The sequence below is a fragment of the Kitasatospora sp. NA04385 genome, assembly GCF_013364235.1.
Lineage (GTDB): Bacteria > Actinomycetota > Actinomycetes > Streptomycetales > Streptomycetaceae > Kitasatospora.
This window is the reverse complement of record NZ_CP054919.1, coordinates 4565161-4579229: the sequence shown is the minus strand read 5'-3', so window position 1 is coordinate 4579229 and position 14069 is coordinate 4565161. Positions and strand designations below refer to the sequence as shown.

Sequence of the window (14069 nt, the reverse complement as noted above, 5' to 3'; positions counted from 1 at the left end):
GGGGCCGGGGGCGCGGGGAGGTGCGCGGCGGGCCCCAGGTGCGCGGCGGGCCTCAGGTGCGCGGCGGGCCTCAGGTGCCCAGCGGCCACCCCTCCAGCGCCGTGTACCGGGCCGGTCCGTAGCCGGTCTCGCTGCGCATCAGCTGGATCCGCCGGGCCGGCCACTCGGTGCCCCGGAAGCCCCGCAGCGCGGCCGCCATCGCCCGCAGGTCGGCCGGGCCGCCCGCGCCGCGCCGCCGGATGGTACCGGCCCGGGCGAGGGTCAGGTGCGGGTGGAAGCCGCGCTCCTCGTCGGTCGCGCCCAGGGCCCGCTGCACGGTCGCGGCCAGCGCGCGCAGGACCCGGACGTCCCCCTCGACGCCCGCCCACAGGGCCCGTTCGCCGAAGGTGCCGCCGCCGGCCAGCCGCAGCCGGTGCGCCGGGTGCTCGCCCGCGACCCGGGCCAGCGCGTGCTCCAGCCCGGGCACCTCGTCGGCCGGCACCTCGCCGAGGAACGCCAGGGTGAGGTGCCACCCGGCGGGCTCGGTCCAGCGCAGCCCGTCCGCGCCGGGCAGTTCGCGCAGCGGCGCGGCGGCCTCGGTGAGTTCGAGCTTGGCGGGGGGCGGAGGGTTCACCGCGACGAAGAGCCTCATCCCGTCATCCTGCCGCACCGCCCGGGTGCTGCCATCGGATAAAAAGACCCTCATGCACGTCCGCACCGGAGGACCCGACTCCGCCCCGCTCCTGCTCGGCCTGCTCGACGCCGCGGTCGCCCGGCTGGCCGCCCGGGGCCGCACCGACCAGTGGGGGGCGCAGCCCTGGTCGCAGCGCCCGGACGCGGCGCGGCGGGCGGCGCGGGTGACGGCGGAGAACCTGGTCCTGGTCGCCGAACCGGAGCGGGGCGGCGCCCCGCTGGGCATCTGCGTGCTGGCCGACCGGGCCCCCGGGGGCCTGCCGCCGGCGGGCGAGCCGGAGCTGTTCGTCCGCCGGACGGTCACCGACCCCGCCCACCGCGGGGCGGGCGTCGGTGCGGCCCTGGTCGCCGAGGCCCGCCGCCGGGCCCGCGAACGCGGCATCGGCCTGCTGCGGGTGGACTGCTACGCGGGCGGCGACGGCCGGCTGGCCGCCCAGTACGAGCGGCTCGGGTTCACCCGCACCGCCGCGTTCACCGAGGACCGGCCGACCGGCCCGTGGCCGGGGCAGCTGCTGGAGCTGCGCACCGGCCGACGGAGCGCCGTCTAGCAGGCGGTCGCCAGGTCGTCCTTCTGCACCACCGAGAACACCCGGCCGCGGGTCCGCACCGGGTGCAGGTCCAGGCGCAGGCGCAGGCCGCTGATCCGGCCGAGGACCAGCGCGACCACGCCGGCCGCGGCGGCGGAGACCAGGCCGCAGGCGAGCAGGCCCAGGCGGGGGCCGTACTGGGCGGTGATCCAGCCGACCAGCGGGGCGCCGATCGGGGTGCCGCCGGTGAAGACCAGGACCAGCAGGCCCATCACCCGGCCGCGCATCTCGGGGTCGGTGCCGAGCTGGAGGGCGGAGTTGACCGAGGTGTTGAAGGTCAGGCCGAACACGCCGATCAGGGTGAGCAGCAGGGCGAAGGTCCAGTAGCCGGGCGCGAACGCGGCCAGCACCTCCAGCGCACCGAAGGCGCACGCGGCGAACACCAGGCGGCGCAGCCGGGGCGCGCCGCGGCGGGCGGCGAGCAGGGCGCCGGTCAGCGAGCCGACCGCCATCGCGGTGTTGAGCAGGCCGTAGGCGCCCGCGCCGACGTGGAAGGTGTCGTGCGCGAAGCCGGAGAGCAGGGTCGGGAAGTTGAACCCGAAGGTGCCGATGAACCCGGCGAGCACCATCGGCCAGAGCAGTTCGGGGCGTTCCCGGACGTAGCGCAGGCCCTCGCGGAGCTGTCCGCGCTCGCGGGCGATCCGCTCGACGGGGCGCAGCTCGCTGCTGCGCATGGCGAGCAGACCGCCGATGACCGCGACGAAGGAGAGCCCGTTGACGGCGAACGCCCAGCCGCTGCCGACCGCGGCGATCAGCGCGCCGGCGACGGCGGGGCCGACCAGGCGGGCGGTCTGGAAGTTGGCGGCGTTCAGGCTGACCGCGTTGGCGAGGTCCTTGGCGGGGACCATCTCGCTGACGAAGGCCTGCCGGGTCGGGTTGTCGACCACCGTGACCAGGCCGAGCAGCAGCGCGAACAGGTAGACCGCGACGGGCGTGACGGCGCCGGTGATGGTGAGCAGGGCGAGGCCGGCGGCCAGCAGGCCCATCGCGCCCTGGGTGGCGATCAGCAGGCGGCGCTTGGGCAGCCGGTCGGCGAGGACGCCGCCCCACAGGCCGAGCAGCAGCATCGGCAGGAACTGCATGGCGGTGGTGATGCCGACCGCGAACGGGCTGCCGGTGAGGCTGAGCACCAGCCAGTCCTGGGCGATGCGCTGCATCCAGGTGCCGGTGTTGGAGACCACCTGGCCGGCGAAGTAGTAGCGGTAGTTGCGGATGCGCAGGGACGAGAACATGCCTCCCGGGCGGGTGAACCGGCCCGGCGGAGCGGCGGGGACCTCCGCCGCGGTGGGATGCTCGGGGTCGTCGTCGCCGCTGCCCGGCAGGCCCGCGGGGGCGGGCGCCTGGCTCTGCGCGGCGGGGGCGCCGGTGGGCGCGGGGTCGGTGGCGGCCGCTTCGTCGGTGAGCGGTTCGTCGTGGCGCACGCCCGCGGGGCGGGTGGTCAGGCGCCGGGGGTCGGTGCGGAGGTCGGTGCGGACGGTCGCGGTGCGGATCGCGGCGGCGCGGGCGGCCGGCGGTGTCAAGGTGGTCTCCCCTCGGCGCGCCGCGGCCGGTCGTCCGGTCGCGGCGCGGTGTGTGGCGCTGGTGGGTACTGCGGTGATGCGGTGCTCCTTCGTTCGCCCGAACCGGGTGCTGGACGGGGTCGGGCCGGTGGCAGGTGCGGACCGGCCCGGACCGGTCGGCTACATGTTGGCCAGCTTGTAGAGCACGGGCGCGGCCGCCTTCAGCCGCTCCCACTCCTCCCGGTCGAGGCCCTCGGCGAGCTCGGCCAGCCAGGCGTTGCGCCGGCGGCGGGACTCGTTGAGGATCTCCTCGGCCTGCTCCGTACTGCTGACCACCACCTGTCGGCGGTCCTCCGGGTGCGGCTCGCGCCGCACCAGGCCCTTCTCCTCCAACATCGCGATGATCCTGGTCATCGACGGCGGCTGGACGTGCTCCTTGCGGGCCAGCTCGCCTGGTGTCGCCCTGCCGCAGCGGGCGAGCGTGCCGAGCACCCCCATCTCGGTGGGGCTCAGCGACTCCTCGACCCGCTGGTGTCGCAACCGTCGGGCCAGGCGCATCGCGGACGACCGCAGCTGGCTGACCGCCAGCAGGTCGTCCTCGGACATCTCGGGCATGTCCTTAGCCTACGTCATTACCGAGACTAAGGAAAATTGATTTCGCCCGCTCCCGTGCCGGGCGTCCGCCCGCGCCCCGGCCCGCGCCTCGGCCCGTGCCCCCGCCCGCGCCCCGGTCCGCGTCTCAGTCGGCGGTGAGGTGGAAGCCCAGCCGGCCGAAGCGCAGCCGGTCGCCGGCCCGGACCACGGTGCCGCCGACCACCCGGCGGTCGTTGACGTAGGTGCCGTTGCTGGAGCCCAGGTCGTACAGCACCCAGTGGCCCGCCTCGAAGCGCAGCTCGGCGTGGTGCCGGGAGACGGTCGAGTCGCCCAGCCGGAGGTCGGAGCCGGTCATCCGGCCGATCCGCAGCAGCCGCACCGCCGGGTCGGGCAGCCGCAGCCTGGTCAGCTGCTCGGCGTGCCAGGTCTGCCGCAGCCGGACCTGGAGCGCGGAGACCTTGGCCACCCCCCGCAGCAGCGCCCGGGAGACCGGGCCGTAGGGGCGCAGGTCGCCGACCACCTCGGCGAGTTCCGCCCGGCTGCGGGCGGTCAGCACCAGCTCCATCCGGCGGATGAAGGTGTCGTGCGAGAGCCGGCCGCTGCCGACCCCGTCCCGCAGCACCTCCAGCGCGCTGTCCCGCTCGGCCTGCGAGGGGCGGGCGAGCTGGGTGCTGAACTCCTGAGCGGCCATAGCGTGATTGTCGGGCCGGCCGTCGGCGCTGTCCAGCACACCGTCCGCCCACGATCGCACGGGCGTCCGACTCCCCCGGGCGGCACCGGACTTCGGCCCGGTCCGGGACAACTCCCGCACCCGGGCGCCGTCCTGGCAGGATCTGGCCCAGCACCGACGACCAGCCCGGGGAGCGCCCAGCCATGCCCGTGATCGCCGTGACCGGGCACCTGGATCTCGCCCCGGCCACCTCCCGCGCCGTCCGCGCCGCCCTGGACGCGTTCCTCGACCGGTACGGCGCCGGGGAGTTGACCGGCGTCTCCTGCCTCGCACCGGGCGCCGACACGCTGTTCGCGGACGCCGTGCTGGCCCGCGGCGCCCGCCTGGTCGCCGTCCTGCCCGGCCCGTCCTACCCGGACGCGGGGGCCACCACCGCCGAGCGGGCCGCGTTCGACCGGCTGCGCGCCGCCGCGCACCGGGTGATCGTGCTGCCCGCGCCCCGGCTCGGCCCGGCCGCGTACGTCGCCGCCAACGACCGGCTGCTGGGGCTCGCCGACCGGGTGGTCGCGGTCTGGGACGGCGGGCCGGGCAACGGCCCGGGCGGGACGGCCGACATGGTCGCCGCCGCCCGGGCCGCCGGGCTGCCGGTGGACGTGCTGTGGCCGCCCGGCTCGGCCCGCACCGGGCGCTGAGGCCGCGGGCCGCTCACGGCTCCAGTCGGTTCGGGCCGCGGAAGAGGAACACCGCGTCCCGGATCGAGGGCAGGCCGAGGGCGAGCATCAGCACCCGGGCCAGCCCGAGGCCGAACCCGCCGTGTGGCGGCACGCCGTACCGGAAGCAGTCCAGGTACCGGCCGAGCGGGCCCTCCGGGCTCGCGTCCATGCCCTTCTCCCGGGCCTGCGCGACCAGCCGGCCGTGGCGGTGCTCGCGCTGGGCGCCGGTGGTGATCTCCACGCCCTTCCACAGCAGGTCGAAGGAGTCGGTGACGGCCGGGTCGTCGGCCGACCGCAGGTGGTAGAACGGCCGGACCGCGGCGGGGAAGCCGGTCACGAACACGAACTCGTGCCCGCTCTCGCGCTCGACCAGCGCGCTCAGCAGCCGCTCGCCCTCCGGGTCGAGGTCCTCCCGGACGCCCTCCCGGTCCCAGCCGGCCTCCCGCAGCCGCTTCACCGCCTCGGCCATCGTCAGCCGGGGGAAGGGCAGCGCGGGCACCACCACCCGTACGCCCCAGTGCCGTTCGACCTCCTCGCCGTGCCGTTCGGCGACCTGCTCCAGCACCCGGCGCAGCATCCGCTCCTCGAAGGACATCACGTCCTCCACGCCGTCGATCCACGCCAACTCGACGTCCACGCCGGTGAACTCGGTGGCGTGCCGGGAGGTGAAGGAGGGCTCGGCGCGGAACACCGGGCCGATCTCGAAGACCCGGTCGATGCCGCCCGCGATCGCCATCTGCTTGTAGAACTGCGGGGACTGCGCCAGGTACGCCTTCCGGTCGAAGTACCCGACCTCGAACACCTCGGCGCCGGACTCCGAGGCGGTGCCCATCAGCTTCGGCGTGTGCAGCTCCGTGCAGCCCTGCTCGGCCGCGAACTCCCGCATCGCCCGCTCGACCGTGGTCTGCACCTCGAACACCAGCCGCCGCTCGGGACGCCGGATGTCCAGGAACCGCCAGTTCAGGCGCTGCTCCGGGCCGGTCTCCGGGCCGATCGGCAGCCCCGGCTCGGCCGCCGACACCACCTCGATCCGCTCCGGGACGATCTCCAGGCCGCCCAGCTTCACCACCGGGTCGGCCACCACCCGGCCGGTCACCACCACCGCCGACTCCACCGTCAGCCCCCGCAGCAGCTCGCCGAGCACGTCCTCCTCACCCCCGCGCCGGTGCGTGACCTGCACCATCCCCGTGTGGTCCCGCACCACCGCGAACTGCACCCTGCTCTGCAGCCGCAGCGTGTTGACCCACCCCTTGACCGTGACCGTCCGCCCGATCTCGGACGCCAGCCCACCGACGAGGACACGCACCATGCCGAAGCAACTCCCTGGGTTGCGGACGCGTTGTTCGCGCCACGGGAAGAGCGGTAGACGGCCGCCCGAGGACGCGCCCACGCTAACCCGCCCCCGTCCGCGGCCACCTCCGGTTTTTCTCCGCGCCCGGAGCGCCGCGCGTCCGCCGCGCGTCCGCCGCACCCTCCCGGCCCCTCCCGATGACAGAGCGTGACAGGCGCCGGGGACGGCCCTACGATGGCCCGACTCGGGCGCGCCCGAGCGGAGTTGACCATCCGTCGGATGTGCATGCGTTCCTGGGGAGGCCGCCCGATGGGCGAGGATGCGTGGAACGGACCGGAGCTGCGGGCGGGGACCTTGGAGCGGCTGCTCACCCTGGTCGGCCAGATGATCGAGAAGACGGCGCTGCCGCGCCCGCACGCGCCCGCCCGGCACCTGCTGGTCTTCGACCCGTACGACCCGCCGGGCACCGACCTGGCCGACACCGTGCTGGTCGGGGTCGGGGTCGACCCCTCCTCGGCGGCGGCCGAGGACCTGCTGGTCCGCGCGGGCGGCGACCGGGTGACGGCCGTGGTGCTGCGGGGAACGGGCGACCGGGCCCGCGAGGAACACCTGCGCCGGGTCGCGGAACGGGTCGGGACGACACTGCTGCTGCGCGCCTCCTGGGCGGAGTGGCACCTGGTGATCTCCACCCTGCGGGCCGCCATGGAGGGCCCGGCCGCGGACGGCGGCAACGTGCCGCTGGGCGACCTCGGCGGGCTGGCCCGGCAGATCGCCCGCCGGGTCGAGGGGGCGGTGACCATCGAGGACCCGGACTCCCGGGTCCTCGCGCACCACGCGGAGAGCGCCGACCTGGACCGGATCCGGCTGTGGACCGTCCTGACCGGCACCGTCCCCGAGGAGCGGCGCCGGGCGATGGACCGGGACGGCTTCTTCAAGCAGCTCTGGTCCTCGCCCCAGGTGCTGCACCGCCTCGCCGACGGCGAGGTGCCGGAGCGGATGGCCGTCGCGGTGCAGGCCGGCGGCATGCGCCTCGGCTCGATCTGGGTGGCCGCGATCACCGGGAAGCCGCTGCAGAAGCGCGCCATCGGGGTGCTGCAGGCCGCCGCCGAGGCCGCCGTCGCCCACCTGCTGTACCACCACGCGCACCACGACGCCCGCAACGCCCTGCTGCTCGGCGCGGCCCGCGCGGTGCTCGACGGCCCCGGCTCCGGCGCCCTGCTCGCCGGGCACAGCGGCCTGCCCGCCGACGCCCGCTGCGCCGTCCTGGCCGTCGGCGCGCCCGGCCGGGCCGACGAGGAGCGCCGCGTCCTGCTGGAGCACGGCGTGCGCATGCACCAGCGCCGCCCCGGCGACGGCTACCTGGTCCTCCCCGTCGAACGCGGCGTCCTGGTCCTGGTCTGCGGCCTCGCGAAGGACCCCGCCGCCGCCCGGACCCAGGTCGCCGACTACGGCGACTCGCTGGCCGGCTACCTGTCGGAGCGGCTGCGCACCCGGGTGCTGATCGGCCTCGGCCCGGTCCAGGCCCGGCTGGACGACGCCGCCCGCTCCCGCCGGGCCGCCGACCTGGCCCTGGGCGGGCTGCTGTTCGTCCGCGAGGGCCCCGAGAACGGCTGCGCCACCGTCGAGCAGGTCGCCGACGCGGTGGCGCTGCGACACGTCATCGAGACGGTGGGCGAACTGCCGCTGCCGGTGCGGACCCCGGTGTCCCGGCTCGCCGCCGCCCCGGCCCAGGACGGCCACCACCCGCTGGACCTGCTCTCCGCCTACCTGCGGCACGGCCAGCGGAAGGGCCCGGCCGCCGACGCGCTCGGCATCCCCCGCGCCACCTTCGACCGCCGGTTCACGAAGCTGCTGGAGACCGCCGGCCTGGACGCCGACAGCGCCCACGCCATGCTGCTCGCCCGCATCCAGCTGCTGGTACGCGAGTTCCGGGCCGAACACGGCTGACCGGGCGGTACGCGACCGACCGGGCCGAACACGGCCGACCGGGCAGTGTGCGGCCGACCGGGCAATGCGCGGCCAACCGAGCGGTACGCAGCCGACCGGGCAGTGCGCGGCCGACCGAGCAGTGCGCGGCCGACCAAGCGGTACGCGACCGACCGAGCCGAACACGGCCGGACCGGGCCGAACACGGCTGGACCGGGCCGAACACGGCTGGACCGAGCGGTGTGCGGCCGACCGGGCAGTGTGCGGCCGACCGAGCAGTGCGCGGCCGACCAGGCCGAACACGGTCGACCGAGCAATGCGCGGCCGACCAGGCGGTACACGACCGACCAGGCGGTACACGACCGACCGAGCCGAACACGGCCGACCGGGCCGAACACGGCTGACCGAGCGGTGCGCGGACACCGGTCGCGGCCACCGGTGCGGTGTCCGCGCACCAGTCGGGCCCGCCCGGGGCCGGCGGGCGGCGCCGGACGCCCCGCGCCCGCCCCGCACCCGGGTTCCCCGCCCGGACGCGCCCGCCGGAGCACGCGCCCGGTCCGCCCGCACCGCGGCGGCCCGTCCGAACCGCCGCCCCCGTACCACGGCGTCCCGGGGCGATCCGCGCGGCGGTGTCGTGGGCCCGCACCGGCCCCGGAAAGCAGGCGCCGCGGCATCTGCTCAGCCCCCTTCCCGGTGGCCATCCTGGAGGCACGGCCCCGGCGCCCGTCCGCGCCCGGCCCCTCCTCCCTGCCGACTGCCGACCCGTGCGGAGCGTGCCCCGTGTCCGAGAACCACCCCGTCCCCCTGATCGGCGCCGAGCGGCGCGAACGCGTCCTGCGCGCGGCCGTCCGGCAGGGTCTGCTCGACCCGGAGCGGGCCCCGCTCGCCGCCTTCCTCGACCTGGACGCCGTCGCCGCGACGGTCGCCGCCCTGCACGCCGCGTTCCCCGCCGAGCTGGCGGTGCGGCACGCCTTCGCCGCCAAGGCCAACCCGCTCGGGCCGGTGCTGCGCCGGCTGCGCGGCCTGGGCATGGGGTGCGAGGTGGCCAGCCCCGGCGAGTTCGCGCAGGCGCTGGCCGCGGGCTTCCCCCCGGAGCTGATCGTGCTGGACTCCCCCGCCAAGACCCGGGCCGAGCTGGCCCTGGCGCTGGACCTCGGCGTCAGCGTCAACATCGACAACTGGCAGGAACTCGCCCGCGTCGACTCGTTCCTGGCCGACCGCCGCAGCTCCTCCCGGATCGGCGTCCGGATCAACCCGCAGGTCGGCGGCGGCAGCATCGCCGCGATGAGCACCGCCACCGCCACCTCCAAGTTCGGCGTCCCGCTCGCCGACGCCGGGAACGCCGACCGCCTGGTCGAAGCCTTCCGGGCCCGCCCCTGGCTCACCGAACTGCACTGCCACGTCGGCTCCCAGGGCGTCGACCTGGACCTGATGGCCACCGGCGTCGCCGCCACCGCCGACTTCGCCGAGCGGATCAACCGGGAGCTGGGCCGCCGCCAGGTCACCGGCATCGACCTCGGCGGCGGCCTGCCGGTCAACTTCGCCGACGACCGCACCGCCCCCGGCTGGGAGGCCTACGTGGAGCGGCTGCGCGCGCACGCCCCCGTCCTGTTCGACGGCCGCTACCGGCTGACCACCGAGTTCGGCCGCTCGGTGCTCGCCAAGTCCGGCTTCGTGGCCTCGTACGTCGAGTACACCAAGGAGGCCGGCGGCCGCCCCATCGCCATCGGCCACGCCGGCGCCCAGGTCGCCACCCGCACCGTCTTCATGCCCGACAGCTGGCCGCTGCGGATCAGCGCCCACCACCCCACCGGCGCCGCCAAGACGGGCGCGCCCGTCCCCCAGGACGTGGCCGGGCCGTGCTGCTTTGCGGGCGACCTGGTGGCCCGCGCCCGCCCGCTGCCCCTGCTGGCCCCAGGCGACCTGTACTGCCTGCTCGACTGCGGGGCCTACTACCCCTCCAACCACTTCTCCTACAACTCCCTCCCCGAGCCGGCCGTCCACGGCGCCGCCACCGCCCCCGACGGCACCGTCCGCTTCGAGACCCTGCGCCCCGCCCAGAGCATCGACGACCTGGTCGCCCGCACCGACGCCTGACCCTCCGACGAAGGACCGCCCATGTCCCGCACCCGCGCCGACCGCCCCGCCCGCCGCCTCCCGCCCGCCGACCGCACCCTGCTGGTCGTCATCGTCGTCCTCCTCGCCCGCACCCCCGACCCCGCCCACCTCCTCACCGCCGCCACCCTCCTCACCGCCCGCCTGGCCCCCCTCCTGCACACCCCTTGAACGCACGAACGGCCCTCCCCCCACAGACGGGGGGAGGGCCGTTCGCCGATGGAGCCTCAGAGCAGGCCACCGGGGGTCGGCCGCGGGCAGGGGCTCAGTCGGCCGTCCCCGCCGGTACGACCCAGCGCGTGGATTGCCCGGTGATGGCCGCGATCATGTCGTAGTCGCCGTCGTAGTGCAGGACCGTGGCCCCGTGCCGCTCGGCGGTGGCGGCGATCAGCATGTCCGCCATCGACAGGGCGCGGTGGTTGCCGCGGAAGAGGGCACGCCGTTGGATGTCCTTCGCCCGGTCCCAGACCTCGTCGGTGCACGGCAGGTAGTCGAACCCCCTGAGCAGGCGGCTCAGCCGGTCGGCCTCCGCCGCGCTCCGTGCACTGTGCAGGACCTCCATCTCGACCGCCGCGCTCACCGCGAGCAGCGCACGCTGCGAGAGGTCGTCGAGGACGGGCCGCACCGTCGGCTTCCCCCAGCGCGCCATGGCCGACTTGTCGAGCAGGAAGCGCTCCCGGCTCACGCCGCCGCCGACCCGCCCGGTTCGTCGAGGAGGTCGAACTCCCCTGCGGCGATGGCGTCGGCCAGCTCTGTCCGCCTGGCCAGCTTCACGGCTTCCAGCAGCGCCGCATTGACCGTGGCGACCTTGGTGGCCGTGCCGAACAGCTGCTGCGCCTCGGCCAGAAGCTCGTCGTCGAGGTCGATCACGGTTCGCGTCACGGCTGTTCCTCCCTCGGGCACCGACAAGAAAACGATATCAGTCCAGAGCCCCTGCCGATATCAAAAGCGGCGCCGTCGCAGGCACCACCGAGGACGCTCATAGAGCTTGTTCACCACACCGGCCGGACCGGGTGCAGCAGCAGAAGCTTCAGCACAGACCCTGCCCTCTGCCGCAGCTGCACGCTCCCTTCGTCGCAGGCGGCTGCCCCCAGGGCCGTACAGAACACCGGGGAGCGGCCGTCGCGTCGTTCCGCGTCCGTGCCGATCAGGTGGCAGTGCCGTACCGGCCTGTCAGACGCCGGACCTCGGCATCCTTGAACGCGCGTACCTCTTCCACGATGCCGCTCTTCGACAGCTCCGCCACGGGCACGCACAGGTCCATGCGCTGGATGCAGACGCCGACCATGTACTCGTCCTGCTCGGTGAGGTACAACCGGACGCCGTAGTAGCCCTCCTGGCAGTCCGTGTCGTTGTTGAACCGGCACGACGCGCAGGTGTCCGGGAGCCGCACCGGCAGCAGCCGCTTGACGTAGACGGCACGGCCGCCGAGCGCCCGGTAGAGGGTGCGTTCGTCGGAGGTGCCGGCGGTGAACGTCCGGAGCACCGGTTCCGCACCGACACGGGTCAGCACCTCGGATATCGCGGCGATGGACTCCGGGCCGTCCTGGATGCTGGTGAGCATCCGCACGTCCGCGAACTGGCCGTGCGACTCGATCAGGTTGACGACCCGGTCCACGTGGGCCATGCCGGGGACGACGATGTTCACCGAGACCTTCACCCCGTTGGACACGGCGGCCCGGATGGTCTGGACGGCGGCCCGGATCTTCGTCCCGGCCAGCCCCGCCGACTTGAAGCGCTCGGACTGCACGGCCTGGAGTTCCTCGGCGGTGGTGCCGAAGACCGAGACGTTGACCCGGTTGAGGCCCGCCGCGGAGCAGTCCGGCATGACCTGCCGACCGCGCTCACCGTTGCTGGTCATCCCCACGGCCAAGCCCATGCCGGTGAGAGCCGAGACCAGCGAGGACACCTCCGTATGGAGAGTGGGTTCGCCGCCGGTCAGGTGCACCTCGCTCGCGTCGAACGCCTGCGCAACGGTTCGCACCGCCCGCCGGAACGGGAGGTCCGGGGTCATCTTCGCGGCGAGGAAGTTCACGCCGTTGGACTCGGTGTAGATCGACACGCGCCCGGTCCCGCCCGGCCCCGACACGAAGGGCAGCAGGGTGCGGCCCTTGTTGTCGGCGGTGACGGGTGTTCCCTCGTTGTGGCAGAACGTGCAGGCCAACCCGCAGTCGTCGATCACCTTGATGCGGATGGTCCTGTCCCGGACGACCCGAATTGCCGGGCCCTGGGTGGCAGACAAGGTGCCTCCATTCACTCGAATGTGAGCCGGGGGATCGCCTCGATGTCGATCCCGTACCGGCGGTAGACCTTGGTCGTGTTCTCGCTCGTCAGCTCGGCCAGGGGAAGCCCGAGCGCCTGCACCGTCGCGTAGACGTGCTCGGCGTTGTCGCCCTCGATCTCCACGTAGGGCGGGATCAGCGGCCACTCGTCGATCTCGACGGCCGCTCCGCCCAGCGACCAGGACGACCGGCGGTTCTCCTGGTACGCCTTCGGCTGGTAGCCGAGCTTGCCGAGCAGCAGGTTGGTGGTGTCGAAGTCACCGACACCGGTCTCCGTCTCGGAAACCCCGTCGATCGCGTCGGAGTGGATCTCCTTGACGCACAGCGTGATGCCGCTGCCGGTGTCGCGAAGGCGGACCCACGTGCCGGGCCGGCCGGGAATGTCGTAGACGTAGCGGCGCTGGAACCGGTCACCCAGGTGCTCGGCCCCGGCCTCGGCCAGCAGCGCACGGATCTTCTCCGGCTCGACGTTGAGGATCTTCGCTTCGAACTCAGTTGCGGTCATGATGAGTTGACCTTTCCAGTCGGGGTCTGGGGACTTGCGAGCGGACGATATCGACTATCGCGCGGGCCACCTCCTGCGGCGTACAACCACTTCCGTCCATACGGACGAGCCCGAATGCCCGGTACACGCGAGAGCTTTCGGCGACGTTCGGCTCCTCGCGCTGGTGCCAGTGGCTCAGCGTCCCCCGCTCGGCCCGCTGTCGGATGCGTTCCTGGCGGACGCGCTCGTCCACCTCCAACAGCACCGCCACGTCCGGGACAAAGGCCCCGTTCGGATACTCCGGAGAGCAGTCGTGCCCCATGGCTCTGTGCGTGGCGATGGTGCGCGGGAAGTAGGAGTCAACCACCACCGGACGGCCGCTCTGGCTGAGCGCCCTGGCGGACTCCGACTTGACGTGGTTGGCCATCATCCACCAGTGGAATCGGGCCGAGAGGATGCCGGTGGCGTCCACCTCCGCCCGCATCCGGGGGAAGGTCGGCAACACCTCGTCCGTCAGGTGAACTCCGTTGAGCAGGGCGGCTACCAGCGGGGCGACGGTGGTCTTGCCACTCGCGCTGAGACCGTCGAGGGTGACGAAGGGCCCATGGCCCATACCCATTTGAACTCCATTCCTCGGCCGGTTCTGGTGTCGTGGGGCTCCGCGAACCGCATCCCCAGCCGCAAGGTGGGAGGCGCCGGATCTGGAGCCTTGCGGAGTAACCTCGGTCAGGCCGGAGGTTCGCGGTCCGGCGAGGAGAGCGCCACCACGGGCTCCGCCCGGTCGTGGCCGACTTGCAGGAGGGCCGTCATTCCGAGCACGAGGACGGTGACCAGATTCCCGAGCAGCCACAAGAACGTCAGCACGGCTTCGATCGGGTCGTCGTTCTCACCGCGATGGCGACCGCCGACGGCGTACTGAACACTCACGATGCCTCCAACCTCAACTCGAACCAGACCCACTTGCCGCGCGACTCGCATGTCACGCCCCAGCATTGGGACAAGGCCGCGACCAGCTCTGTCACCAGCAGTTTTCCGGCGTCGATCAGCTGACCACCGGACCAGGCTTCGAACGCCGACTCGACCAGCTTCCGAGCAGGCGCGGCAGCCTCCGGGCCGCACGGCAGCACCATGTGACACCCGGCGTCCGCCGGTTGGACCGCAACCACCGCGAAGTTCTCACCACCAGAGAGCCCGACGAGCGGGGCGGTGACACTTCCGGACATTCGACCTCCAGTC

Annotated in this window: 17 protein-coding genes; 5 read left to right on the top strand and 12 right to left on the bottom strand. The window is 74.1% G+C overall.

Annotation, left to right across the window (positions count from 1 at the left end; translation table 11 throughout):
* Positions 1-70 precede the first annotated feature (70 nt).
* Positions 71-631 carry an RNA 2',3'-cyclic phosphodiesterase gene (gene thpR, locus HUT16_RS20565; RefSeq protein ID WP_176189589.1) on the bottom strand — a complete coding sequence of 187 codons (561 nt, stop codon included), beginning with the start codon at positions 629-631 and terminating at the stop codon, positions 71-73.
* Positions 632-683: 52 nt separating this feature from the next.
* Between thpR and HUT16_RS20560 the strand changes: the two genes are divergently transcribed.
* The gene (locus HUT16_RS20560; RefSeq protein WP_176189588.1) at positions 684-1220 is read left to right on the top strand and encodes a GNAT family N-acetyltransferase; all 537 of its coding nucleotides are present in this window, start codon (positions 684-686) and stop codon (positions 1218-1220) included.
* Here HUT16_RS20560 and HUT16_RS20555 read toward each other — a convergent pair.
* The 3 genes from HUT16_RS20555 to HUT16_RS20545 form a co-directional block, all read right to left on the bottom strand.
* A complete protein-coding gene (locus HUT16_RS20555; RefSeq protein ID WP_176189587.1) occupies positions 1217-2779 on the bottom strand; it encodes an MFS transporter in 1563 nt (520 codons plus the stop codon). The two genes, HUT16_RS20560 and HUT16_RS20555, sit on opposite strands and share 4 nt — an antisense overlap.
* Before the next feature lie 159 nt (positions 2780-2938).
* Entirely contained in the window at positions 2939-3373 is a 435-nt protein-coding gene (locus HUT16_RS20550) for a MarR family winged helix-turn-helix transcriptional regulator (protein WP_176189586.1), read from the bottom strand.
* A 124-nt stretch (positions 3374-3497) separates the two neighbouring features.
* Positions 3498-4043, bottom strand: a complete 546-nt coding sequence (locus tag HUT16_RS20545; protein WP_176189585.1) for a DUF1707 and FHA domain-containing protein — start codon at positions 4041-4043, stop codon at positions 3498-3500.
* Positions 4044-4225: 182 nt separating this feature from the next.
* Between HUT16_RS20545 and HUT16_RS20540 the strand changes: the two genes are divergently transcribed.
* Positions 4226-4714 (top strand): hypothetical protein, encoded by a 489-nt coding sequence (locus HUT16_RS20540; RefSeq protein WP_176189584.1) that lies wholly within the window; start codon positions 4226-4228, stop codon positions 4712-4714.
* 13 nt (positions 4715-4727) lie between these two features.
* Here HUT16_RS20540 and aspS read toward each other — a convergent pair whose 3' ends face one another.
* Positions 4728-6044, bottom strand: coding sequence for an aspartate--tRNA(Asn) ligase (aspS, locus tag HUT16_RS20535; protein WP_176189583.1), 1317 nt, complete (start codon positions 6042-6044; stop codon positions 4728-4730).
* 291 nt (positions 6045-6335) lie between these two features.
* Between aspS and HUT16_RS39290 the strand changes: the two genes are divergently transcribed.
* The 3 genes from HUT16_RS39290 (at position 6336) to HUT16_RS20520 (ending at position 10238) form a co-directional block, all read left to right on the top strand.
* Positions 6336-7973 carry a helix-turn-helix domain-containing protein gene (locus HUT16_RS39290; protein WP_176189582.1) on the top strand — a complete coding sequence of 546 codons (1638 nt, stop codon included), beginning with the start codon at positions 6336-6338 and terminating at the stop codon, positions 7971-7973.
* Positions 7974-8732: 759 nt separating this feature from the next.
* The gene (locus HUT16_RS20525) at positions 8733-10049 is read left to right on the top strand and encodes a diaminopimelate decarboxylase (RefSeq protein WP_176189581.1); all 1317 of its coding nucleotides are present in this window, start codon (positions 8733-8735) and stop codon (positions 10047-10049) included.
* A 21-nt stretch (positions 10050-10070) separates the two neighbouring features.
* Positions 10071-10238, top strand: coding sequence for a hypothetical protein (locus HUT16_RS20520; RefSeq protein WP_176189580.1), 168 nt, complete (start codon positions 10071-10073; stop codon positions 10236-10238).
* 94 nt (positions 10239-10332) lie between these two features.
* Here HUT16_RS20520 and HUT16_RS20515 read toward each other — a convergent pair whose 3' ends face one another.
* The 7 genes from HUT16_RS20515 to HUT16_RS20485 all read right to left on the bottom strand — a co-directional run bounded on the left by HUT16_RS20515 (position 10333) and on the right by HUT16_RS20485 (position 14056).
* Positions 10333-10752, bottom strand: coding sequence for a PIN domain nuclease (locus HUT16_RS20515; RefSeq protein ID WP_176189579.1), 420 nt, complete (start codon positions 10750-10752; stop codon positions 10333-10335).
* Positions 10749-10949, bottom strand: a complete 201-nt coding sequence (locus HUT16_RS20510) for a type II toxin-antitoxin system VapB family antitoxin (RefSeq protein ID WP_176189578.1) — start codon at positions 10947-10949, stop codon at positions 10749-10751. The genes HUT16_RS20515 and HUT16_RS20510 overlap by 4 nt, the downstream gene beginning before the upstream one ends.
* A gap of 265 nt (positions 10950-11214) precedes the next feature.
* Entirely contained in the window at positions 11215-12309 is a 1095-nt protein-coding gene (locus HUT16_RS20505) for a radical SAM protein (RefSeq protein WP_176189577.1), read from the bottom strand.
* A gap of 11 nt (positions 12310-12320) precedes the next feature.
* The gene (locus tag HUT16_RS20500; RefSeq protein WP_176189576.1) at positions 12321-12854 is read right to left on the bottom strand and encodes a class IV adenylate cyclase; all 534 of its coding nucleotides are present in this window, start codon (positions 12852-12854) and stop codon (positions 12321-12323) included.
* The gene (locus tag HUT16_RS20495) at positions 12841-13452 is read right to left on the bottom strand and encodes an AAA family ATPase (RefSeq protein WP_176189575.1); all 612 of its coding nucleotides are present in this window, start codon (positions 13450-13452) and stop codon (positions 12841-12843) included. Before HUT16_RS20495 ends, HUT16_RS20500 begins: the two co-directional genes overlap by 14 nt.
* Before the next feature lie 107 nt (positions 13453-13559).
* Entirely contained in the window at positions 13560-13760 is a 201-nt protein-coding gene (locus tag HUT16_RS20490; RefSeq protein WP_176189574.1) for a hypothetical protein, read from the bottom strand.
* Positions 13757-14056: a hypothetical protein gene (locus tag HUT16_RS20485; RefSeq protein ID WP_254897904.1), complete on the bottom strand. Its 300-nt coding sequence runs from the start codon at positions 14054-14056 to the stop codon at positions 13757-13759. Before HUT16_RS20485 ends, HUT16_RS20490 begins: the two co-directional genes overlap by 4 nt.
* Between the last annotated feature and the right edge of the window lie 13 nt (positions 14057-14069).

Coding starts and splice junctions, on each gene's coding strand:
- thpR (WP_176189589.1), bottom strand. CDS start 631: ATGAGGCTCTTCGTCGCGGTGAACCCTCCGCCCCCCGCCAAGCTCGAA.
- HUT16_RS20560 (WP_176189588.1), top strand. CDS start 684: ATGCACGTCCGCACCGGAGGACCCGACTCCGCCCCGCTCCTGCTCGGC.
- HUT16_RS20550 (WP_176189586.1), bottom strand. CDS start 3,373: ATGCCCGAGATGTCCGAGGACGACCTGCTGGCGGTCAGCCAGCTGCGG.
- HUT16_RS20545 (WP_176189585.1), bottom strand. CDS start 4,043: ATGGCCGCTCAGGAGTTCAGCACCCAGCTCGCCCGCCCCTCGCAGGCC.
- HUT16_RS20540 (WP_176189584.1), top strand. CDS start 4,226: ATGCCCGTGATCGCCGTGACCGGGCACCTGGATCTCGCCCCGGCCACC.
- aspS (WP_176189583.1), bottom strand. CDS start 6,044: ATGGTGCGTGTCCTCGTCGGTGGGCTGGCGTCCGAGATCGGGCGGACG.
- HUT16_RS39290 (WP_176189582.1), top strand. CDS start 6,336: ATGGGCGAGGATGCGTGGAACGGACCGGAGCTGCGGGCGGGGACCTTG.
- HUT16_RS20520 (WP_176189580.1), top strand. CDS start 10,071: ATGTCCCGCACCCGCGCCGACCGCCCCGCCCGCCGCCTCCCGCCCGCC.
- HUT16_RS20500 (WP_176189576.1), bottom strand. CDS start 12,854: ATGACCGCAACTGAGTTCGAAGCGAAGATCCTCAACGTCGAGCCGGAG.
- HUT16_RS20495 (WP_176189575.1), bottom strand. CDS start 13,452: ATGGGTATGGGCCATGGGCCCTTCGTCACCCTCGACGGTCTCAGCGCG.
- HUT16_RS20485 (WP_254897904.1), bottom strand. CDS start 14,056: ATGTCCGGAAGTGTCACCGCCCCGCTCGTCGGGCTCTCTGGTGGTGAG.